The 21,836-nt window shown below is 47.3% G+C and carries 16 protein-coding genes; 8 read left to right on the top strand and 8 right to left on the bottom strand.

Going from position 1 to position 21,836, the window contains the following annotated elements; all coding sequences use genetic code 11:
- From K2Q26_06295 to K2Q26_06310, 4 genes are all read right to left on the bottom strand, one after another.
- The coding region (locus K2Q26_06295) for a catalase (GenBank protein ID MBY0315109.1) at positions 1–860 on the bottom strand (860 nt) is incomplete at its 3' end.
- Between the two features lie 27 nt (positions 861–887).
- Positions 888–2,447: an AI-2E family transporter gene (locus tag K2Q26_06300; protein MBY0315110.1), complete on the bottom strand. Its 1,560-nt coding sequence runs from the start codon at positions 2,445–2,447 to the stop codon at positions 888–890.
- Positions 2,448–2,638: 191 nt separating this feature from the next.
- Positions 2,639–3,637, bottom strand: coding sequence for a ribonucleotide-diphosphate reductase subunit beta (locus tag K2Q26_06305; protein MBY0315111.1), 999 nt, complete (start codon positions 3,635–3,637; stop codon positions 2,639–2,641).
- Between the two features lie 24 nt (positions 3,638–3,661).
- Positions 3,662–6,061 carry a ribonucleoside-diphosphate reductase subunit alpha gene (locus tag K2Q26_06310; protein ID MBY0315112.1) on the bottom strand — a complete coding sequence of 800 codons (2,400 nt, stop codon included), beginning with the start codon at positions 6,059–6,061 and terminating at the stop codon, positions 3,662–3,664.
- A 468-nt stretch (positions 6,062–6,529) separates the two neighbouring features.
- On the opposite strand from K2Q26_06310, the gene K2Q26_06315 reads away from it, so the two are divergent.
- A complete protein-coding gene (locus K2Q26_06315; protein ID MBY0315113.1) occupies positions 6,530–7,915 on the top strand; it encodes a hypothetical protein in 1,386 nt (461 codons plus the stop codon).
- Positions 7,916–7,917: 2 nt separating this feature from the next.
- Here K2Q26_06315 and K2Q26_06320 read toward each other — a convergent pair whose 3' ends face one another.
- The gene (locus K2Q26_06320; protein ID MBY0315114.1) at positions 7,918–8,562 is read right to left on the bottom strand and encodes a hypothetical protein; all 645 of its coding nucleotides are present in this window, start codon (positions 8,560–8,562) and stop codon (positions 7,918–7,920) included.
- Positions 8,563–8,758: 196 nt separating this feature from the next.
- Between K2Q26_06320 and K2Q26_06325 the strand changes: the two genes are divergently transcribed.
- From K2Q26_06325 to trpS, 4 genes are read left to right on the top strand one after another with little or no spacing between them, the layout of a single operon-like run.
- Complete coding sequence (locus K2Q26_06325; protein ID MBY0315115.1) at positions 8,759–9,346, top strand: LemA family protein; 588 nt, start codon at positions 8,759–8,761, stop codon at positions 9,344–9,346.
- Entirely contained in the window at positions 9,346–10,050 is a 705-nt protein-coding gene (locus tag K2Q26_06330; protein MBY0315116.1) for a TPM domain-containing protein, read from the top strand. Before K2Q26_06325 ends, K2Q26_06330 begins: the two co-directional genes overlap by 1 nt.
- Positions 10,044–10,709 (top strand): TPM domain-containing protein, encoded by a 666-nt coding sequence (locus tag K2Q26_06335; protein MBY0315117.1) that lies wholly within the window; start codon positions 10,044–10,046, stop codon positions 10,707–10,709. Before K2Q26_06330 ends, K2Q26_06335 begins: the two co-directional genes overlap by 7 nt.
- 9 nt (positions 10,710–10,718) lie before the next feature.
- Entirely contained in the window at positions 10,719–11,717 is a 999-nt protein-coding gene (trpS, locus tag K2Q26_06340) for a tryptophan--tRNA ligase (protein MBY0315118.1), read from the top strand.
- Positions 11,718–11,799: 82 nt separating this feature from the next.
- On the opposite strand, the gene K2Q26_06345 is transcribed toward trpS, so the two are convergent.
- From K2Q26_06345 to K2Q26_06355, 3 genes are read right to left on the bottom strand one after another with little or no spacing between them, the layout of a single operon-like run.
- A complete protein-coding gene (locus K2Q26_06345; GenBank protein MBY0315119.1) occupies positions 11,800–13,167 on the bottom strand; it encodes a TIGR01777 family oxidoreductase in 1,368 nt (455 codons plus the stop codon).
- Between the two features lie 44 nt (positions 13,168–13,211).
- Positions 13,212–14,462, bottom strand: a complete 1,251-nt coding sequence (locus K2Q26_06350; GenBank protein ID MBY0315120.1) for a hypothetical protein — start codon at positions 14,460–14,462, stop codon at positions 13,212–13,214.
- On the bottom strand, positions 14,459–15,442 hold the full coding sequence (locus K2Q26_06355) for a glycosyltransferase family 9 protein (GenBank protein ID MBY0315121.1): 984 nt from the start codon (positions 15,440–15,442) through the stop codon (positions 14,459–14,461). The genes K2Q26_06350 and K2Q26_06355 overlap by 4 nt, the downstream gene beginning before the upstream one ends.
- 275 nt (positions 15,443–15,717) lie before the next feature.
- On the opposite strand from K2Q26_06355, the gene K2Q26_06360 reads away from it, so the two are divergent.
- Genes K2Q26_06360 through K2Q26_06370 form a run of 3 tightly spaced genes read left to right on the top strand, consistent with a single transcriptional unit; the run spans position 15,718 to position 21,814 of the window.
- Complete coding sequence (locus K2Q26_06360; GenBank protein MBY0315122.1) at positions 15,718–17,811, top strand: hypothetical protein; 2,094 nt, start codon at positions 15,718–15,720, stop codon at positions 17,809–17,811.
- Positions 17,811–20,864, top strand: a complete 3,054-nt coding sequence (locus K2Q26_06365) for a hypothetical protein (GenBank protein ID MBY0315123.1) — start codon at positions 17,811–17,813, stop codon at positions 20,862–20,864. Before K2Q26_06360 ends, K2Q26_06365 begins: the two co-directional genes overlap by 1 nt.
- Positions 20,864–21,814 carry a hypothetical protein gene (locus K2Q26_06370; GenBank protein ID MBY0315124.1) on the top strand — a complete coding sequence of 317 codons (951 nt, stop codon included), beginning with the start codon at positions 20,864–20,866 and terminating at the stop codon, positions 21,812–21,814. The genes K2Q26_06365 and K2Q26_06370 overlap by 1 nt, the downstream gene beginning before the upstream one ends.
- Positions 21,815–21,836 lie beyond the last annotated feature (22 nt).

The raw sequence follows: 21,836 nt of genomic DNA on the forward strand, positions 1-21,836 counted from the left end.
TGGCCTTTATCAATCGCTTCCCAAAGATCACGACGATGGAAATCGGGATCTTTTCCGTTTATTTTTTGAGCTTCGTCCCACACCATCGTGTGGATTCCTAATTTGGGTTTAATGTGAAATTTAACCAGAGAAGATTTTCCGGCCTCATTGATGAAACGGAATGTGTGAATACCAAATCCTGGAATCATTCTCAAAGAGCGCGGGATCGCGCGATCCGACATCGCCCACATCACCATGTGAGTGGTCTCAGGCACTAACGAAACAAAGTCCCAAAAGTTGTCATGGGCGGATCCACCTTGTGGCATTCCGTGGTGAGGTTCCATTTTTAGAGCATGAACCACGTCGGGAAACTTCATCGCGTCTTGAATGATAAATACCGGAAAATTATTTCCAACAAAATCGTAGTTCCCTTCTTCGGTGTAAAATTTGATCGCAAAACCGCGCACGTCACGAACCGAATCGGCCGAGCTCGAGCCGCCTTGAACGGTGGAGAAGCGCACGAAGATGGGTGTGCGTTTGCCTTTTGCATTTAAAAATTTCGCGCGCGTGTATTTCTTCATGTCGTTGGTGACCTCGAAGTACCCGTGGGCTCCGGATCCTCGGGCGTGAACAATCCGCTCGGGGATGCGCTCGTGATCAAAGTGAGTGATTTTTTCTCGAAGATTAAAGTCCTCAAGGAGAGATGGGCCACGCTCGCTAGACTTTAACGAGTTTTGATTGTCTGAGATCGGTGTTCCTTGATTGGCTGTTAGAATCTTGTCGGCGTCATCACGGACTTCCAAAAGATCATTTTGTGGTTTTCGTCGAGACGTTGATTTTGAGGTGGGCGAACTTTTTGAGCGTGAGGCTTTTTCTTTCATGAGGTCTCCTTAAGACGGTCTTAATTTTTAGATTTGTTGAATGATGGGACGGGGATGGGACTCTGCTGGGGCGGAGTATGAGGTGCTAAAGAGTTGAGTGATGGTGTTTAGGAATAATTTGAGATCAACGGGTTTCTGCAAAATAATATCGCCATCTTTGATTTCGATGTCTTTGGTTTCGGCAGAGAGAACGATCACAGGAATATTTCGACTGAGCTTATAGCTTTGAATGTTCTCCATAAAGGCTTTGCCGTTCATTATCGGCATTTGATAATCGAGAATGATCAAGCCGATGTTATTGTGAGTTTCAAAATATTCGAGTCCTTCTTGGCCCTGCGAAGCCTCGAGCACCGTGTAGCCTTCGGTTTCGAGAACATCGCGGAGAAGTGCGCGCATATCGTGATCATCATCAATAATAAGAATGGTGCGGCCGAGCGTTGAAGAGATGTGGCGATCGCTAGCACTCGCAAAAAACTCGTCTTGGAACTTGAGAATTTTATCACTCCAGACATCGATAGTGTCTGTTCCATGAGCGCGATGGCGTTCGATCACCCGACGACCCAATAGTTTTGGAAGCCAAATTTTTTCGATGATCGGGTAAGAGGCGATGAGAGGCAGTATGGCTGCAGTGAGGAGTAGACCACCTAAGCTCCATGCGGCTAACACCGACAGTAAAATGACCAGCGCCGGGAGTTTCAGTTTGCGATTGTAGATGATGGGCAAAAGAACGTAAACTTCGAAGATGTGATACATTCCATACGCCACGAAGACACCAATCGCGGTCGGAAGCGACACCGTTAATGAGATTGCCACCACCGGAATGAGTGTCATGAGGAATCCCAAAAGGGGAACCACATCCAAAATGGCCGCGGCCGTGGCTAATGTTAATGCGGCAGGAACATCCATCAGCGATAGAAGCGCAAACGAAAATATTCCGCACAACGCGCTACTCATCAGCTGCGCGGTCACGTAAGCGGAAATCACAGGCGCAATCTGCTGAGACGTAGCGTTGAGCTTGAGGCGCACCGGGGCCGAAAAGAAATCAATGATCCAATCTTTTGCGCGTTTCCCATCGATTAAAAAGTAAACAGAAAAGACCAAGACGATCCCAAGGGCGACCAGTCCGCTGAGTGTGGTTTCTAAAACGGCCAGTACGGGCTGAATAAAGTTCCCGGGATTGGCCGTGAATTTTTCGGAGATAAAGTTTTTATGAAAGACTCCTTTAAACACACTTTGCTTAGAGAGGCTGTTCATCAACCGCTCTTGAAGTTGGGGAAAGTCATTGATAAGGACCTGAACTTGTTCGTAGATTGTTGGGATCAGGGTGAAGACGACCCAGCTGATAGCTCCGGCCACCATAAGAGTGACCAGTGCGATCGCTTGCGAGCGTCCCATCTTAAAGCTTTGGAGGCGTTTGACTAAAGGATTGAGACTTACCGCTATAAGAATCGCAACAAACAAAAGTTGAAGGAGGGTGAAGAGTTTGAGAATGAGGAAGATCGAGACCACAAAGGCTATCAACTTCCAATACACCCGGTTGGGGATATCGATTTCATAAACCTGTTTGGAGCCCAAAGAGTATTTCACAGTACTGTTGCGTTTGCGGCTTTTGTGCCAGGCTGTAAACAATATAATGCGTTCTTAATCTTCGTGGGGGAGAAACTTGACCCTTTTGTGCAAAATGCCCCGGGCGTACAGTGTGTGGAGGAGTAATAAAAAAGCCCTCGTGAGAGGGCCTTTTTGTCTTCAACATGTCTTCAACGTCGTAAACTTTATCTTTAGAAGCTTTCGTCGAAGTTCACATCACCAGTCACGCCGACTTGGTAAGCCGACACTTTTCTTTCGAAGAAGTTGGTGAGTTCTTGAACGTCTTGGAGCTCGAGAAAAGCAAACGGATTCTTTGAACCAAAACGAGGAGCGATGTGCAATCTCTCCAAGCGTTGATCCGCTACAAACTGTAAGTACTCGCGCATGTCTTTCTTAGACATGCCGGCAATTCCTAAATCAAGCACATCTTCGGCGAAGGCCATTTCGCAGTCCACGGCCTCTTCCATCATCTGTGTGATGAGGTCATTCATCTGTGGAGTGAAGATGCGAGGATCTTCGCGGCGGGCGATATCGATCACTTCAAACGCGAAGTTGATGTGAGCGCTCTCATCGCGGAAAACCCAGTTTGTTCCCGACGCTAAGCCGTCGAGTAAGCCCTTGGAACGTAAGAAGTAAACGTACGCAAAGGCGCCAAAGAAGAACAAGCCTTCGATACATGCGGCAAAGCAGATCAGATTCATCAAGAATTTTCGGCGATCTTCTAAAGTTTCGATGCTCTTAAGTTCGTTGATGGAATCAATCCATTTAAAACAGAACTCGCCCTTACGCTTAATGGAAGGGATGTTGTCGATGGCCGAAAACGCCTTCGCACGCTCTGTGACGTCGGGAATATAGGTGTCGAGCAGAGTCAGATAGAACTGCACATGCAGTGCCTCTTCATACAACTGACGAGACAAATATAACCGGGCCTCAGGTGAGTTGACGTGTTTGTAAAGATTCAACACGAGATTGTTTCCAACGATGGAGTCCCCCGTGGCAAAAAAGGCCACCAGGCGGCTGATCAAGTGGCGCTCTGCGGGAGTCATCTTTGATCTCAAATCATTGATGTCTCGAGAGAAGTCCACTTCCTCTACGGTCCAAGTGTTTTTGATCGCGTCTTTGTACATCTCGTAAAATACGGGGTACTTCATCGGACGCAACGTTAAATTAAATCCAGGATCTAAAATCATAAATTCCCCTCTTCCTTAAAAGGTTTACTGACACGCTTCACATGCTTCTGGGTTATCAATAGAACACGCGATGATTTCTTCATTCGTGTATTCTTTGGCCTTGGCCACGGGCTTGGTCTCTTTGTTGTTGGCATCATTTGTTGTTTTAGAGATGCGAGTCGCAGCACGTGAGCGCAAGTAGTACGTTGTTTTTACGCCTTTTTTCCAAGCGTACATGTACATCGAAGACATTTTTCCAATGGTTGGATTCTCAATGAATAAATTGAGAGATTGGCTTTGATCGATGTACGCTCCGCGGTCTGCGGCCATGTCGATGAGGCTCTTCATCGGCAATTCCCAAACCGTGCGGTAAATGAGCTTAAGACTCTCAGGGATCTCAGCGATATCCTGAATCGATCCTTCTGAGGCTTTAATTTTGTTTCGGATCTGCTCGGTCCAGAATCCCGCTTTTTTAAGATCGCGAACCAAGTACTTATTGATCTGGAGGAATTCTCCAGAAAGTGTTTCGCGCTTAAACAAGTTAGAAACTTGCGGCTCGATTGCTTCGTAGCAACCGGCGATACTGGCGATCGTTGCCGTTGGTGCAATGGCGATGGCCAGAGAGTTTCTAAGACCGTGCTTCTTAATTTTGGCTTTTAAAGCGTTCCAGCGATCTGGATTTGTCGGAGTGACATTCCAAAGATCAAACTGAAGAAGGCCTTGAGCCGCACGAGTTTCCGCAAAGTTATCGTGAGCGCCAAACTCTTCGGCCAGTTCGCAGGATGTTTCCATGGCGGCGAAGTAGATTTCCTCTTGCACGCGTTTGGAGATCTCGCGAGCATCGTCGCTGTCAAACGGAAGACCGAGTCTAAAGAATGCATCTTGAAGACCCATCGCTCCCATACCAATCGGGCGCCATTTGCTGTTGGAAGCGGCGGCCTGATCGATCGGGTAGAAGTTGATATCAACGACGCGATCTAAAAAGCGAACCGCATTTTTTACAGTCTTACGAATTTTAACATAGTCGACACCATCTTCAGTCACATGGTGACCTAAGTTGATAGAGCCTAAGTTACAAACGGCAGTTTCTTTGTCGCTAGTGACTTCCAAGATTTCGGTGCAGAGGTTCGACAAGTGAATGACGTTTTCCTTCTTTGCGCCGGTCTGGTTACTCTTCATGTTGGAGGTGTCTTTAAATGTCATCCAGCCGTTACCGGTCTCCGCTAAAGTCTTCATCATGCGACCATACAGATCGCGAGCTTTCACTTGGCGAACGTAAAGTTTTTGTTCTTCAGCTTCGACGAAGGCTTTTTCGAACTCAGGTCCAAAAGTATCGACGAAGTGGGGAACGGCCTTCGGGTCAAACAACGACCACATTTCGTCGCTCTCAACGCGCTTCATGAAGAGATCTGGAACCCAGTTGGCTAAATTGAGATTGTGAGTGCGAGTGGCTTCGTCACCGGTGTTGTCGCGGAGCTCAAGGAACTCCTCGATGTCGGCGTGCCATGTTTCGAGATAAACGCAGCAGGCGCCTTTACGTTTTCCGCCTTGGTTGACGGCCGCAACGGAGGAGTCCAAGGTTTTGAGCCAAGGGACGACTCCGTTAGAGTGACCGTTAGTCCCTTTAATTAAAGACCCACGGGCACGAACGCGCGAGTAAGCCACACCGATACCGCCAGCAAATTTCGAAAGCATGGCGATGTCTTGATATTTATTGTAAATCGACTTGAGATCATCTTGAGGTGAATCTAGGAGATAGCAAGACGACATCTGCGGATGAAGAGTTCCCGAGTTGAAAAGGGTCGGAGTGCTCGGGAGGTAATCCAAAGACGAAATCAAATTATAAAACTCAACAGCCTCATCTGGATTTTGCGAAAGGCCGCAGGCCACGCGCATAAAGAAGTACTGTGGATTTTCGAAAACTTCACGAGTTTGAGGATCCTTTAAAAGGTAGCGATCGTAAACTGTGCGAAGTCCGAAGTATTCGAACACATTCGTTTTTTGTTTTTGAATCGCCGATTCAAGCTGCTCGCGATGAGATTCAACGAAATTCACAACCGAAGCCGCAATAAGGCCCTTTTTATGACCGTGGACCACGCTCTCGTAAAAAGAGTTAATGTGAAGGTTGCGAACTTCCTCGTCGATGTAGAGGCTCAAGAGGCGAGCGGCAAGGCGAGAGTACTGAGGCTCTTCACCGATGAGCATGGCGGCCGTTTGAATGCTGAGGTTGTCGAGCTCTTTGGTGCTCGCGCCATCATAGAGGCCGCTGATCGACTTAATCGCCACTCTGTAAGGATCTACGAAGCGCAAGTCTTCGGAGTTCGCAGTCACTCGACGAACGATCTTAGTGACGTCTACGGGCTCTAGGCGCCCATCACGCTTTTTAACTCTCATCACCAGCGGTTCTTGAGTGGTATCTTGTTGCGATTCTTTCACTGTTTCCATTGTATCTTTATTCTCCAGTTCCAATTCCATTATGCCCTCCCCATTGGCAAATTTTAAAGTCAGAAAATCCCCTCTTTTAAAATCGATTCACCAGCGTGGATTCACGATTCGAAAAGACCCTTTGCATTTTTCAGAGAAGCGAGTTGCATAGCTTCCTCAAGAAAACTGATTGTTAGGATAACGCGAGGTAGATTCTACCCCCCATGAATTGAACGTTATGTATAAGGGGGAGGAGAGTCAAATCTGATTTATTTTCATGTTTTGGGAATGATTAAGTGTTCAGCGCCAAGAAACTGTCTTGTAGCGTTAGGTGAGTGATATTTTTGGCCTTTGAGGGTTTTGTTTAAGTTGAGGGCAGTCAAAAATTTTTGCTTTACGTTGATGGTTTACAAAAATAATTTGCTTCATCTTTACGCATTAGGACTTTCGTCTGTGCAGGTTTGTGGACCAATCTTCCGATAGAGAAATATGACATTTCTCGAAAAGTTAAATCGTCTGTTAGTGGCTTGCATGTTGGGGTTGGTGACTTTGCAAGCGGGCTTATTAGTCCTTCTGAAGTCCATGCACGATGATGCTCAATACCGTCTCGTAAAGAACCAGACCAAGCACGACCTCACCTGTGGAAAAAATCAGTTCGCAGAATCTCACTATTGGCCGGTGGAAGAAGAGCTCGCATCGACTCCTGTGCCATGCCCCAGTGGAGATTGCGAATATTCCACCATGGTTTGGAAGCGACCGGATCAGAAAACCGAGTTGCACATCGTTTCGATTCAAACGCCACCGCCATTTCGCTGGAGTAACGAGGTGGAAGAGGGAGAGGCTCAAGGGGGAGTGGTCAAACTCAAAGTGCGAGAGACCGAAAATCCGCAGATTTTAGCTCTCGTGGCCAAAGGTTCAATGGAGTGGGATCTTGAAATCGATGCGAAAGCAAAGATTGAAAAAGTCATCGTCGCGGCTCCGGTGACAGTGTTCCTTAAAGGTTTACCTCCGAGCATTCCCATCGAATACGTTCCTCGAGAAAAAATGTGCAGCTATCCCATCAGCTGGGAAGAGGCTTACAATCCCGAAAATGATTTTAGAACTTTGTTGCAGTCTCTCCGCACCATCGCTGGTGTAAAAGAAGTGTCGTTTCAAGGCGCCAAAGTCGGGCGCCAATTTACAGTGCCCAGTCCTGCGCAAGGTCGCGGGTTAGCCAGTGTGCAAGCCTCGGAAGCCTTCGAAGCTCCTCCCAAATATCAAAGTCCGCTTCAATGGAAACGTGAAGACGGTAAAGTGGTTCCCGCGTTAACTCCGGCTCTCGAAAAAAATGCGGTGAACGAAATTCCGCAGAAAACCTCTTGGGTGACGACAACAAAGTCGGGAATGACTTTTGCGGTGGTCAAAGGCAGTTTGCATCTGTGGAGTGCGGAGAAGCAAAAATTCACGCGCGCGTGGGTGCCCATGATGTATCCTGAAGCGGGAACGATCACTGCGCTCACTTATGACCCTAAGACCGATCGCATGTGGATCTATAACAATGAACGCAGTGGAGAGCTCTTCTCTTACCAGGTGGAAAACTCGCAGTGGTCTTTGGCTCATAGCGGTTTAAGTCGAAATATCATTGCGCTCAGTGCTCTTGAAGACGGAAATTTAGCTGCCGCCATTCGCAAAGGCAATTACGTGGCCGAGCTTGCCGTTTACAACGAGCAGGGAAAGCTTCAAGAGTTAAAGTCCCTCGATAAAAAGATCGCCGTAGATGTTCTGCGCTGGCAGTGGGAAATGGTTTCTGCCGAAGATCACGCCAAGAACAAACATCTTTGGTTAAGAATGGTCTCCACGGCCAACCTCGAAGGTGAATGGCATCGGATCCATTAAGATTAATTTTTCACGTGAAAGAAAAAAACACCGGCCGAGAACGGGATTCGTTTTTCTAAGGCCATAAGTTTGTCGTATTTTTGTGCAAAAGGCATGTCCTTGGCCTTACTTTCCATCACTTTCTCAACGCGCTCCAAACGAATTTTGAGTCCGACTTTGTCGAACGTATTGATCAGCTCGGTTCCAAGATGGCTGTCATTAAAGATTTCGACGAACACCTTGTTTGGAGTTTCGCCTCTTTGACGCTTCTTCTCGAAGCTTTGCCATGTTGGGGAGTTCGCCATGGCGAGCGCAATTTCTTCGTCCCAGATTTGCAAATGATAAAAACTGTGGGAAGACACCCGAACAAATTGATCTTTAGGATAAAGCGCAAGGATCGATTCTAAGATTTTGAGGTATTGAGCGTAACGCTCCTTGTGAGAGGCGTCGCAATCGTCATCAATTCGGAGGGACTTTTTTGGCGGAGTGGATGGGGACTCAATGAGGAAGCGAATTTCGCAAGATTCGTTTTTGATACTCAAAGATTCCTCTTGCGGCGTTTTGTTGTGCCTGACGCTGGGATCGATGGGACTTTGCACATTGGTGGGTGCAGGAGTCTCGGCCGTTACGCACCCTAAAAGTAAAAATACGAGAGCCAAAAACTTCATAGGCAGACCTCTTGTTTGTTCTTAAATCTTGAGTTGAAGGCTAGGACCGGTCAACGGGTTTCGGCAGGGTGGAATTCAGCCACTGTTCTGTGGGGACTTTAAGAGCAGTTGAGACGCAGTGTATCTGGGAATTGAACGGCGTACCTTTTCTTGTTGTTTTGCATTAGATGTAGAGGCCAATAGCCTTGGAGGTTTCATGAAGCATTTAGTCACTTTGATTTCCGGTTTCACATTGTCCCTTTTCTTAACGGGTTGCGGAGTGCAGTCCATCCCTCAAGCAAAAAACCGAGTGGACGAAGCCGCTGCGGAAGTCACCAACCAATACAAGAGACGCATGGATTTAATTCCGAATCTTGTTCAGGCTGTCAAAGGTTACGCCTCCCACGAAAAAGAAACTCTAGAAGGTGTAGTGAATGCTCGCGCTAAAGCGACAAGTATGAATGTCGATATCAGCAAGGCCACTCCCGATCAGGTGAAAGCTTATCAAGCCGCGCAAGGGGAGTTATCACAAGCTCTCGGTCGATTGATGGTGATTTCTGAAAACTACCCCCAGTTGAAAGCCGATCAAAACTTTCGCGATCTTCAGCATCAACTCGAGGGCACAGAAAACCGCATCACCAACGCCCGCCGCGATCACATTGAACGCATTCGGATGTTTAACGACCTAGTGACGGTGTTCCCGACCAATTTAACGAACTCGATCTTTTTCCATTACGAGAAAATGCCTCAGTGGACCACCACCGAAGGTGAGAAGGTCGATCAAGCGCCTAAAGTTGAGTTTTAATGCATAAACTTTTCTCGCTGGTACTGAGCCTTGTGATCGTGAGCGGAATAGGCACCGCTCACGCTGACTTTGTCGTTCCTGCTCTTCGAGGAGGAGTGAATGACTATGCGAAGGTGATGGACCCGCGAGTCGCCGATCGATTGTCCCAGGCGCTTCAACAGATCCATGCGAAAGGTGGCCCTCAGGTCGCGGTTTTGACGGTGGACACCATCGGGGATTTGCCGATTGAAGACGCCGCCATTCGCGTGGCTCGCGAATGGAAGCTGGGAACAGAGTCTAAAGATAACGGATTGCTTCTCCTCGTGGCAAAGAGTGAACGCAAAGTTCGGATCGAAGTCGGCCAAGGGGTTGAAGGTGATATCACCGACGCCGTCGCGGGAAGAATTATCGATCACATTATTGTCCCGGCATTTCGCCGAGGGAGTTTTACTCAAGGGATTGTCGAGGGCGTGGATTTTCTTTTGCTAAGAATGGATCCTCCGATCAATTTGCAAGATGAACTCGGTCGAGAGAGTTACAAGAAGCATCGGCAGAAGTCCGACATTTCCTGGTTACATATTGTTTTAATTTTACTGTTCTTTGTCATGGGTTCTCCTTTAGCGGGTCTCTTGGGTTTAGCATCGATCTCCTCAGGTCGCGGACGCGGTGGCTGGAGTGGCGGCGGTGGCGGCTTTAGTGGTGGAGGGTCTTCAGGATCATGGTAGAAATTCCAAGTTGGCTTAAATCTTATATTAAAAGTGAAGAGGCCCAGCATCTCGAAACAGTGGTCCACGACTCCGAGAAGATCACGTCGGCAGAAATTCGCCCGGTTGTTGTAAGATCTTCTTCTCAATACTATCAGGTGGCGATGACGTTAAGGTTAATCGGTCTTTTGATCTTCGTTATTTTTTGGCAGCTTGAAGGGTGGAATTTGTATTGGGATGCTTTTGAAGAGTCACTTCTCCATGTGGTGGTGGGACTTGTTTTTGCATTGTATCTACTTCCTCAACTGGCCCGCTGGGATCTGGTCAAGCGCTGGATGACTTATCAAAAGGAAGAGGAAGAGCAGGCGATCCATCGGGCTCAGATTGAATTTTATCTGAATCACTTGGATAAAACCGATACCGGTCACGGCATTCTAATTTTTATATCTCTTCTCGAGCATCAAGTGGTCGTGCTCGCCGATAAAAGCATTGCGGAAAAACTTCCCAAAGACACTTGGCAAGATGTCGTCGATCAAATTGTTCAAGGCTTACGCCAGAAGAAATTGGCGCTAGGGCTTGAAGCCGGAATTAAGCAGTGCTCCCTTGTCCTTGCCCCGCATTTTCCTATACAATCTAATGATAGAAACGAAATTCCAAATACGTTAATTATTAAAGAGTAAGGTCAAGCCATGTCTAAAAAAGTCATATTGAGCGGTAGCACAACCACAGGAACTCCCACGATCGGGAATTACATCGGCGCTATTTCTCAGTGGATTAAAATGCAAGATGAATACGACTGTCATTATATGGTGGCAGACCTCCATGCTCTCACCACCAAGCAGGATTCGAAAGAGTTTCACGAAAGATCTTTAGCATTTTTCGCGCAGTATTTGGCGTGCGGTTTAGATCCGAAAAAAAACGTGATCTTTATGCAGTCCCATGTTCCGGCCCACGCCGAGCTCACATGGGTTCTCAATTGCATCGCGCCTATGGGTGCGCTCAATCGCATGACTCAGTTTAAAGAAAAGTCTCAAAAGACGAACGAGATTAATAGCGGGCTGTACACCTATCCGGTTTTGATGGCGGCGGACATCTTACTCTACCAAACAGATTTAGTTCCTGTGGGTGAAGATCAAAAGCAGCATCTCGAGCTGACGCGAGATCTGGCTGAGAGTTTTAATAAAAAATTCGGCACAACATTTAAGATTCCCGAGCCTTATATTCCTAAATCCGGTGCGCGTATCATGAGTCTTCAAGATCCCACGAAAAAGATGTCGAAGTCGGATGAAGACCCCAATAATTTTATCGCATTGATGGATCCCCTTAAAAAAATCGAAAAGAAAATCAAATCGGCCGTCACCGATTCGGATCCAGTGCCCCGAGTGATTTACGATCCGGTCAACAAGCAAGGGATCTCGAACTTGATGACGATCTATTCGGCGCTTTCGCAGAAGTCCATATCTGACATCGAAAAAATGTACGAGGGTAAGATGTACGGTCACTTCAAAGGAGATTTGGCTCAAGTGGTGATCGAAGCGGTCCGTCCCGTGCAGGAGAAGTACGAGCACTTGATGAAAGACAAAGGTGAGCTGACTCGCTTACTTCAACTTGGAAAAGAACGGGCCGAAGTCAAAGCCCGCGCCACTCTCAAAAAGGCCTACGAGAACCTCGGCCTTGTCACATTATAAATTGAGAAATCGTCGAAAAGGATCGGCGTACCTTTTTTTAGAGAGGGGTAAATAGCTCGTCTCTAAATGAAACAATCTGAAATCAATTGAGGTACTGCCCGACGCTGTCTCGGCGGAAATTAAAAATTTTGTCAACATCGCTATCGACGAAGGCTTGGGCTGTTGTTCTTCCGAGAAGTCCTAGAGGCAGTTTATATATGATCTGATCTGTCATGAGAGTGCCATTTCCGAGGTCTTCAAAGGTGTGAGTGTGATGCCAAAGCGAATATGGCCCTTTGATTTGAGTGTCGACAAAACGTTTATTCGCTTCCCAAGTTTCAATCAGCGTTTTCCATTGGACCGGAACCCCATGGATTTTGAGTTTGTACGTGATCAGTGTTCCCTCTTGAATCTCGGGGGTGCTCATGTGGAGCACATTAAAGTCGAGAGACGGGGGAGTGATCTTTTGCAAATTGTAAGCATCTTTAAAAAAGCCAAAAACTTTTTCTCGTGGCAGCGGGAAGAACTGTTTAAATGTTTTCACCGCGTGTCCATTGTTCCACATCTTTAAAATATCGGCCAGGGCCGAGGCGAGATTTGTATATTGAAATTTAAAGCCTGCATCGATGAGTTTTTGCGAAGAGACTTTGAGCGAAGTCACGACGAGTCCTGCTTGCTCTCCGAGCAAAAGTTTAAGCATAAATCCAGGAACAGGGGGGCCGTTGAAAGCTCCAATGTTCTTAGCGATGAGCGCGGCCATCTCTTTTTGTTGAGATGGCTGTGGCGCCACAAGATTATAGGTGCCTCGGACATCTTTACTTTCGGCGGCAAAGATAAAGGCTCTTATTAAATCATCGATATGAATCCAACTCATCCATTGCTTTCCGTTCCCTAATTTGCTGGAGGCAAAAATCTGCGCCGGGAAAAGCATTTTGGGAAGAGCGCCTCCATTGGTGCTAAGGACAACACCGATACGGAAGAGGATCGTGCGTGTACTTGTGATAAAGCCAGAATAAGCATGTTCCCACTCTTGTGTGACCTTCGAAAGAAATCCGTTGTCCATCGGGGAGCTTTCGATCGCCGCTTCATCGCCGCTGGTCGGCTTGTATATTCCGATGGCGGAGGCGCCGATGCAAAACTCCAGATTTTTTTGAGAGGACAATGCGGCGACCAGGTTTTTAGTCCCTTCGCTTCGTGATTTGAGAATTTTTTCTTTTTGAGCGGCACTCCAGGATTGATCGGCGATCCCTTCTCCCGCGAGATGAATGACACCGTGAAAGTCATAGGAGTTGAGAGCGGGAACGGTCTTTTCTAAATCGCATTCGATCCATTGCGCAGGGTAGGGAGCTTGAAGTGCGGCTTTTTTAATGTTTCGAGAGATTCCGATGATTCGATAACCTTTTCGCGAAAGTTGTAAGCCTAATTCTTTTCCGATCAGTCCCGTGCCGCCAGTTAATAATATCGTTTTCATTGGAACTCCTTAGGCGTCAGTTATAACTTGCGGAATTGGCATTGTCACGACAACGAAATGATCTGTTGAATTTCTTGAAAAACCTTTTCACTGTCTTTCACCTTGCTTTCGATCGAGGCCAATAGCCTTTGGCGGTCCGAGTCGCTCCAGCGCTGTTCGAGTTGCTTCACTTGCGAATAGAAGTCTTCACTCGTCGTCGCAACAACGGCCGCTGGTTGCTGCTGCTGGAACTCGATGGCTTCGCGATTGTTTTTGTAGTGAGGGCCGACCAACACGGCACAACCGCAGGCTAAGGGCTCCATCACGGAGTGCACGCGCTTTTTAAAAGATCCCCCGACAAAGCTCAAGTTGGCGAGTTTGTAAAGCTGGGCAAGTAACCCCATCTCGTCGACAACAAGGATAGAGTCTGAGGAGTTGGGCCAATTTTTGAGGTGGGAATAATACTCAACATGGTGACCGCTTAAAGTTTTTTCGAGCTGAAGGAGATGAGAAGTATCGGTCTCGTGAGGCACTAGAATCACGTGGAAATCCTTCTTAAGATGCTCCATGTGCTTCGCAAGCACGTCCTCGTCCTGCGGCCAAGTGGATCCGGCTAAAAACACTTTTTTCCGGAGTTGTGTTTTATCAATTTTGATGGGCTTTTCTTGCTGTAAGCGAAATACGCATTGGGCGTAGCGAGTGTCCCCCAGGACTTTTATCCTCTGGCCGCGCGTGACGTGCTCCAGATTTTTTTGATCCTCGTCGGAGACGACCAAAAAGTGGTCCACGGCAGAGTATTGCCATCGGTAAAATAGTTTCGATAAGAATCCGGTGAGGCCTTTAAATTTTTTATTAAAAGTCATTGAAAAAATCAGAGTCGGAACTTTGTGAAGTTGGCAAATGCGTGTCGCCACCGGCCACACATCGGTGCGAGAGATGAGTAAGGCTTTGGGTTGAAAATGTTCGATGAATTCAGTCATGACGGAGGGAGTGTCCCACGGCGAGGGCGTTGCAAAATCAACCAGAGGTTCTCTCTTAATTTTTTCTCCGTAGCTCGGCGTAAAGTAAGTCACTAGGATTCTCTGTTGAGGATTTTGTTGTTTAAACTGACGAATTAACGGAAGCGCGTACTCAAACTCTCCGGAAGCGCAGTGAAACCACAGCGGTTTAGAATGACGCGGAAACTCGAGCCATGGATAACGACCATGCTGTTTCTTTCGCATTTCGTATCCCGCCTTCAACTTGGGGGTGAGTCCCGAAATGAGGGGAAGCAGATTGCGAATCAGAAAATAAAAGAAGTGATAAATCCAAATCATGACATCTCCTGGGCGACGCGGGCGACACGTTCTGGTGAGATGTCCTTCATGCACTTTTGATAAACCGGATTTACGCAAGGAGTGCGACCATCTTTACTGCACGGTTTGCAATACAGATCGATCTCTAGAATCTGAGACTGCGCCTGAGAGGTATATCCAAAAGCCGTCGGGCCGATCAGACCTAAATTTTTAACTCCCATTTGATCGGCAATATGCAAAAAGCCGGTGTCGGCCGAGATCACCAGCTGGGCCCGAGAGACGATCTCACAACTTTCAAGAAAGGAGGTTTTTCCTGCCATATTCCAAATTCGATGGGGGTCCTCTTGGCGAATCTCCTCACAAAAAGTATCTGCCGGTCCGCCGATAAGCACCAAATTTTGCGATGGTAATAAATGAACAAGCTTTTTCCAGTGCTCTATCGGCCATCGTTTAGTCGCCCACGCTGCCGACGGGGCAAGTACGATAAAAGACGCGTTAGAGAAGGGATATTCTTTTTTGGGCTTTACGATCAAGTGAGGCGGGGAAGGAAGTTCTTGGGGAATGTTCCATTTTTTAAGAGGCTCGAGAAAGGAAAGAGCACCCACAAACGGTTGAGGAAAAACGTTTCGACGAAACTGAAACAACAAAATGCGCTTCCAGCGATTTTTAGGGCGCTGGGTAATGTTGGCTCCAAGGAAACAGATTCGCCAAAGAAATAAAAGGAAAGTTGAGCGCAGATTATTATGGGCATCGTAGACATGAGTGAAGTTTTCTCGATAGAGTTCTCGGAATAAACGAACAAGTCCTAGCCAGCCCCGCTTTTTCTCGAAGCTCCAGACTTTGTCGACGTTGGGATTGAGTTGAACAAATTCGGCGAAATCGCTCCGAGTCACCCAATGGACGGAGCTGTTGGGGTGGGATTTCCGTAGCGCTGCGGCTACGGGAGCGGCCTGTGCGATATCTCCCAGGCTTGAGAATCGGATGATCAAAAACTTACTCATTTACATATAAGTTAAATGAATTTAGACCAAATGACATCAAAATCCATGCGGTTACATGCAATGACCTTTTTTTAAGGTTGCGGGGCATTGCAGATTTTTCAGGTTCCCGAGAGCAGTCAATGGTAATTACTGCCTCATGTTATCTGTATATCTTCTTCATTTATGACGGAATCTTGACTATATATGCCGCAGCGACTTTATATAGCGTCGTCTGGGGTTATACACATCGATAATATTTTTTAATGACCGACATCTGGGGTTTTCCAGGGGGTAAAATGAAGTTCATCATTCCAATACTAATCTGTTTTTCTTTGGTCTTAGGGTGTTCAAAGTCACCTAAGGAGTATCCAAGAGAAAATCCACCGGGAAACGATTATCGCCCGAACGTGGTGCCTAATCTCGAGAGCCCGCTAGAAGTTCTCACAAAACCACTCCCTGAAGAGGCCTCCGTCGGCGGCAAAGAGTACGATGAAAAAGTAAAACTCAATTCGTCGCAACCGATCCTTTACGCGAAAGGTGCCGCGGGAATTTCTTTTAAAACAACCCTGACAGAGTCGCGAAAAGTGCTTTCGGTTCCGCGCTATGGACCCGATGTCAATGGAACAGCACTCTATGACGAAAGCATGATCATTCGCTGGAGGCTGGATGAGCCACAAACTCCCGAATACTTCCTTTTAGATTCGGGTTACCTTGGTCGTTTGGATCTGGGTAATGGGCAGTCGATTGGTCTTAATCATGACTTTTCTAAAAAATATCCGGTGAATACGAAAGAGGGAGCGGAAAGAATCGCGCGCGATCTTTACCGCATTTTCCACAAAGAAGAGGCTTCGTTCGATTGTTTACCTAAGGGCTTTTGCTCTGTGGATTGGGGAACGGAAGAGAAGAAAGACGCGATTATTAGCTTCCCCGGCCTTCTCCTTCTTATGAGTAAAGATCGGTTCGTGGTCTATCGCATATTAGTTCAAAAAATTAACCCGCAAGGTCTTTTTGCGAACAATGCAGACATCCTCACGGGAAGCGTCCTTGTGCCCGATCAGAAACCCATCTCTCTCGGAGATGAATATCAAGACGTTTTTAAACGTCAGAGTGATGAGGTTAAAAAAACCAGCGGGATTGATCTTGAGATCGAAACCGATGTCTCAACAGACTCATTCGGACAAAATTACACCGGCGTTTATGTCGTATTTAACAAGACAAAGTTTGATCGCACCGCCAAGCTCCCAGAGCCGACCGACAAACTCATGATGTATCAGTTTGGCGGAGATTGGAAAGGCCTACTGACTTTAGATGGTCAGCCGATGACCGTTGTCGAATCCAGTGAGAGCGTTGATCTGTTGGTGGGAGATAATCCTGCGATGAAGAATCAAGCTTCGAAGACTCAGGCCGTGGTCAGTGGAACTCAAAGATTTGCGCCATTACAAATTAGCTTAGGGCTTCGCCGCAGCAATGTGCGCGGCTTTGCGGAAAAATTAAATAAATTTATAGGAGACGCTCTTCGTTCCAAATATCCTCAGGCGGAGATTTTTGCTCGAGTGAGTGGTCAACATCTTAAAAAGGAAATCAAAGAGTATACGGGCTACAACATTGTGTTTGATAAGTCATCGGGGAACGGTTCTCTCGTTCAATTTAAAATCAGCGAAGAGCGCGGAAACTTTGTTTACTTTTTGGTTCGCCAGATCGGTAACCAGGTGAACGCTTATGATCCCGTGATTTATGGTAACATGACCACTCCGGTGGAGAAGGTGATCGGTCCACAGCCGGTTCTCGGTTTTGACAATCAGCCGATGATGGGTGGTGATGGAAAACCTCTTGTTAAATACGAGACTCTTCCTTACTTCACGACGCTCTCTGGATTTACTATTGGGGATGTCGTGAGAGTGACAGACTGGGATTTGGGTCGCCAAGAGGCGACGACCGAAATGCAAATCGATGGAAAGAGCGTTACAGCGCGGTCCAGATATCTCGACGTGGCGACGTTGCAAGTGGCTTACACTACGGAAAAAGTCGTCGTGCAGGATCAGGCTTTTGTCACGGCAGGATCTGTTGGGGTGGAGCTCGGTCTTAAACTCGTTCAAGGGGACGATAAGCAACGGATTTATAAGATCATTAGCATTGGTTCGTCGTTCAAAGAGAACGAGATCAAGGACCTTTGCAAAGGAAAATTGGTGCCTCGCTTTGGTATGAGCGACGTTCAGTTTCTCGAAGAGATTAAAAACATCAAAGACTGTGCGTATCTTCCGGTTTACGACACGGGCGGAAACGGTCGTTTAACAAGCGTGTACTTTCCGAATGACCGTTTACGTCTTTCGTTCTCTGAGCAAGATCTTTCAATGGCTCGCGTCTATTTCCCAGCGAGTGAGGTGCAATAATGAAACACTTACTATTAATTACGACTTTAGTTTTCGTTTTTGGTTGTGCGAAAAACCGCGGTATCGAACCTCTGCGACCGAATGTCACCGAAGATTGGCAGAGTAAGCGGGACTTTACGGGAGCGGGTGCTGAGCGCGACATCTACTTTTTTAAAATCACTTCGGTGAAGAACTCCAACGATGGTGGATTTACCTTCGTGGGATTTGAAACCGACATGCGAGTCGGTTACTTTGATTTTACCAAAGACAAACTCATATTTAAAAACATCCAAGGTCAATACAAGGGGAGAGAGAGCACCGTTTCGGCATCTCCTATTCTCCTGCAGTGGCCGATCACTCACCACGAAGCGCAGCTCCAGACGATCGATGGTAAAACGACGAATAAAGAGATCGATGATGATCGTAAGGAATGGTTCCAAAAGAACAGCTTTAAGATCAATTTTGCACTTCCGGATGTGACTGAGGAGAATACGTTTTTCACCGGCGATTCGTGCTGGCAACCCCTCTCTCGTCGCCGCGTGGATGGGTCCGTGCAGACGGAGCCTGGGTACATCAGTTTCGTGGTGGAAGTCCTCTACCGCAGAATGTGTCCGGGAATGCAGGAGTATCAGAACGGAAACTCAAACTATACCGTTCAGTACCGATATTCCTTCCGCAAAATGGAAACCAAAGATGATTACAAGCCTTGGGCCTACGAGAGCGAACTTGATCCTAAGATGCGCAAGTTTGGTTACTTTCAATCGATCAAAGAAGATATGAATCCCATCGATGGTCGAGTAAAAAACGTCTTCTTGATTAACCGCTGGCACCCCGAAAAGACGCACAATTTTTTCTTCACCAAGGGTTTTCCGGAGCACTATAAGCCTATTTTTTACGATATTTTCGACAAGACCAACGAGGTCTTTATTAAAGCGGGATTAAAGATCCGTTTTAAGCTCAACGAAAATACCGGAATCGACGGCAAGGTGAAGGAATTCGGGGATCTCCGTTATTCTTTTGTGAACGTGGTGGAGGAGATGGATCCTTCAGCGCCATTGGGCTACGGACCCTCCAATGCGAATCCATTCACAGGTGAGATCCTGGCCGCGAATCTTAACGTTTGGACAGGAATGTTAAAGTACTACATGAAAGTGCTTGAACTCAGTGCCAGCCGTTTCCCCAACAAATATGAGACGTCTGATCTTTATAAAAAGATGGAAGCTCTCCTCAATGAGGGCGGAGCTCGCAATTGGGGCACCAACTGGGATCCTCAATCCGAGATTGGCTCTTTTTACGAACATATGATCAGCAAGACCACCTACGGATTTCCGGGAGCGAACGGGTTTACTCGTCTTGAAGACTCCATGGTTCCCGTGCAAGTCGTAGTCGATAAGGCTCGTCCACTGGAAGGGCCGCTCGTCGAAAAAATGCTCCCGATGAACGAAACGTGGTTGAAGCATCTTTACGCACCGGTATCGGCGGGGCAAAACACCTTTATCCGCCCACGCCTGATCGCTTACGAACCTTTGGAAGAGCAACCGCTCTTTAAAGCTCTCTTTGACAGAAATCCGGCGTCTCGTCGCCCCGATCTGGCTGCCATGAAAATGCTTTCAGGAGCCATCAAAGATTACGAAGCCCAGCAACTCAAGCTGGCATCGATGAATCTTCGCGGCCACTGCGCGATGGATATGCAAGAGGCTTTAGTGGGTGTCGATAATCTTTTGATTGCGGGCTATTCGACGCAAGAATTGACCGAGAGAATTCTTTACCGCGTCGGTATTCATGAGTTTGGTCACAACTTAAATCTTCGCCACAACTTTTATGGATCTGTGGATAAGGCCAACTTTGCTCCAGCCACGACCCCTGTGAAAGATGCTCAAGGCAACGTGGTCATCGGCCCGAATGGACAGCCCGAGCTTCATCCGGCGATTTCGTCTTCGGTGATGGATTACCATCGCTTGGAGCATGAGATGTTTACCGGTATGGCGTGGGAGCCCTACGATGTCGCCGCGCTGAAATACGCTTACAGCGAAGGGAAGATGGATGATGGAGTTAAATATCTTTTCTGTACGGATGAGCACACGCTGACAGGCGCTCTTTGTAACCGATTTGACTTTGGCTCAACACCCACTGAGATCGTGATGTCCTTTATCGACGCCTACGAAAACGGTTATTACACTCGGAACTACCGTTTTGGGCGGGCCTATTGGTCGACGGCGGGGTACGCCGGTGGCATTTACACCACCATGCAAGAAATTAAGCAAATGTTACCGATGTGGAGAACAGGGTTCTACGACTCCCTCCTTCGTGACGAGTTGAAAGCGAAAGGTTATTCGAAGGAAGCCGGCGATCAGATGATCACCGAGATCAATCGCGAAATGAAAAAAGCGATGAGACTTTCCATCGCGTTCTATCAAGCGGTTCTTCAGCAGAGTAACTCGGATAAACCCTTCCGGAGTGAGTACGATGAATTTACGGGGGCGCTGAAGCGGATCGGGATTGGCTTTGATAAACAGGCCGCGATGTTCTTCCTCGCCGGAGATAATCAGTTATTTTATAACCCCAATCGAATCTTGCTTTATTCGTCCTACATGACTTATCGAGCTGAGCCGGAGCTCGCAAGCCTCATGGAAAAAGTGAATGAGAATATCGTCACCCAGCGTGTGGATATGGAGCCTTGGTTTATTTCCTTTGGACGTCAGCTGTACGCTCAGTCGGCGATGAACTACAGTAACCGCGAAGATGAATCTTTCATTAATCGCATCAAGATTAAGCGTTATAGCGCGTTTGAATTGGGTCAGTACTTTGAGTATCAACCTTCGGCGAATCTTGTGGCAGATTTGATCTCTCTTCCTCAATCGAAGGATGCTGATTTTCAAAAGGGAGAGCAGGTCGCCATTGTCCGCGTGAACTCTCATTATTATGTGTTCTCAAAGCAGGGAAGTCCGTTTGCTTATGATATTTACAAGAATATCAAACAAAGCGAAGATTTCGAGAGTCCTTCCGTCGAAGGGAAGTTGGATCTCCAAGAGCTTTATTACATCTATACTCTCTCTAATGGGGGAACTCTTTAATGAAGCTTTGGAAGGCTCGGTATTTTAACTCTTTAGTGCTGTCATCGCTTCTGATGACAGCGTCTTTAGAGATCCAAGCTCAAGATGCCAATTCAACATCGGCTCCTTTGCCTGCCGATGCAAAGGGGGGCGTGACGAAAGCTCCGACCAATCCGACCGCGACAAAAACAAAGGTGACTAACGTGGCCCTCACCGGAGAAGTGGCAGGGAATTTAACGAAGCCTTGGATGATGTCCATTGACATCAATCATTTGCCAGAAACGCGTGATGATAACGATGCGGTGACAGAGATGTCGTTGCTATTTGATTACCTGGCCTCGCCCACCCATACATTTCGTCTGATTCAAGGGGTGCAAAAACTTTATGAAATTCGACCGGGGCAAAGCGAAGTCTATCCCTCGGACACCACTTTTTCTCATTTATGGAGAAGTCCTTGGCAGGCGGCAGGAGTGAAGTTCATTTGGGTGAATTCCTTAACTTTGCCCATTTCGGAAGACTCTCAAAACCGTGATCTTTTAACCACGGCGACCAGTCAACTTCGATTTAACTACGCTGTGGATCGATTCTTTTTTAGTTTTCGTCCCTTTGCGCGCTACCATGCCTACGAGTTTAAGACATCTCCGGAGGGAGACTTGCTCCCTTTGTACACTTTGGGTGCAAGCTTGCTCTCGACCGCTTCCATCACCGATCGCCTCACTCTCGTCGCATCGTTCGCGTACACTTCAGTGTACCTAACTGCTAGCGAATTCAGCAGTCGATCGACAGTGGAGCCGGAATCCCAGGGGAGATACTCCATTGATTTGAGTTTAAACTATGACTGGACACACAAAATCTCCACTTATCTTTACTACGGAGCGGGAGACTCTTATATTTTGGATGGCCGATACGAGATCAATGTGTACGACCCACGTACTACTCGCGCCGGCATTGGGGCCACGCTGAATTTTTAAGGATAAAGTCCTAAATCCAGTG

The organism is Bdellovibrionales bacterium, from assembly GCA_019750295.1.
In the GTDB taxonomy this organism is placed as follows: domain Bacteria; phylum Bdellovibrionota; class Bdellovibrionia; order Bdellovibrionales; family JAGQZY01; genus JAIEOS01.

What these genes read in the sequence shown, in the direction of transcription:
- K2Q26_06305 (MBY0315111.1), bottom strand. Translation starts at nt 3,637, where the DNA reads ATGATTTTAGATCCTGGATTTAATTTAACGTTGCGTCCGATGAAGTAC.
- K2Q26_06310 (MBY0315112.1), bottom strand. Translation starts at nt 6,061, where the DNA reads ATGGAAACAGTGAAAGAATCGCAACAAGATACCACTCAAGAACCGCTG.
- K2Q26_06315 (MBY0315113.1), top strand. Translation starts at nt 6,530, where the DNA reads ATGACATTTCTCGAAAAGTTAAATCGTCTGTTAGTGGCTTGCATGTTG.
- K2Q26_06320 (MBY0315114.1), bottom strand. Translation starts at nt 8,562, where the DNA reads ATGAAGTTTTTGGCTCTCGTATTTTTACTTTTAGGGTGCGTAACGGCC.
- K2Q26_06325 (MBY0315115.1), top strand. Translation starts at nt 8,759, where the DNA reads ATGAAGCATTTAGTCACTTTGATTTCCGGTTTCACATTGTCCCTTTTC.
- K2Q26_06330 (MBY0315116.1), top strand. Translation starts at nt 9,346, where the DNA reads ATGCATAAACTTTTCTCGCTGGTACTGAGCCTTGTGATCGTGAGCGGA.
- K2Q26_06335 (MBY0315117.1), top strand. Translation starts at nt 10,044, where the DNA reads ATGGTAGAAATTCCAAGTTGGCTTAAATCTTATATTAAAAGTGAAGAG.
- trpS (MBY0315118.1), top strand. Translation starts at nt 10,719, where the DNA reads ATGTCTAAAAAAGTCATATTGAGCGGTAGCACAACCACAGGAACTCCC.
- K2Q26_06345 (MBY0315119.1), bottom strand. Translation starts at nt 13,167, where the DNA reads ATGAAAACGATATTATTAACTGGCGGCACGGGACTGATCGGAAAAGAA.
- K2Q26_06350 (MBY0315120.1), bottom strand. Translation starts at nt 14,462, where the DNA reads ATGATTTGGATTTATCACTTCTTTTATTTTCTGATTCGCAATCTGCTT.
- K2Q26_06355 (MBY0315121.1), bottom strand. Translation starts at nt 15,442, where the DNA reads ATGAGTAAGTTTTTGATCATCCGATTCTCAAGCCTGGGAGATATCGCA.
- K2Q26_06360 (MBY0315122.1), top strand. Translation starts at nt 15,718, where the DNA reads ATGAAGTTCATCATTCCAATACTAATCTGTTTTTCTTTGGTCTTAGGG.
- K2Q26_06365 (MBY0315123.1), top strand. Translation starts at nt 17,811, where the DNA reads ATGAAACACTTACTATTAATTACGACTTTAGTTTTCGTTTTTGGTTGT.
- K2Q26_06370 (MBY0315124.1), top strand. Translation starts at nt 20,864, where the DNA reads ATGAAGCTTTGGAAGGCTCGGTATTTTAACTCTTTAGTGCTGTCATCG.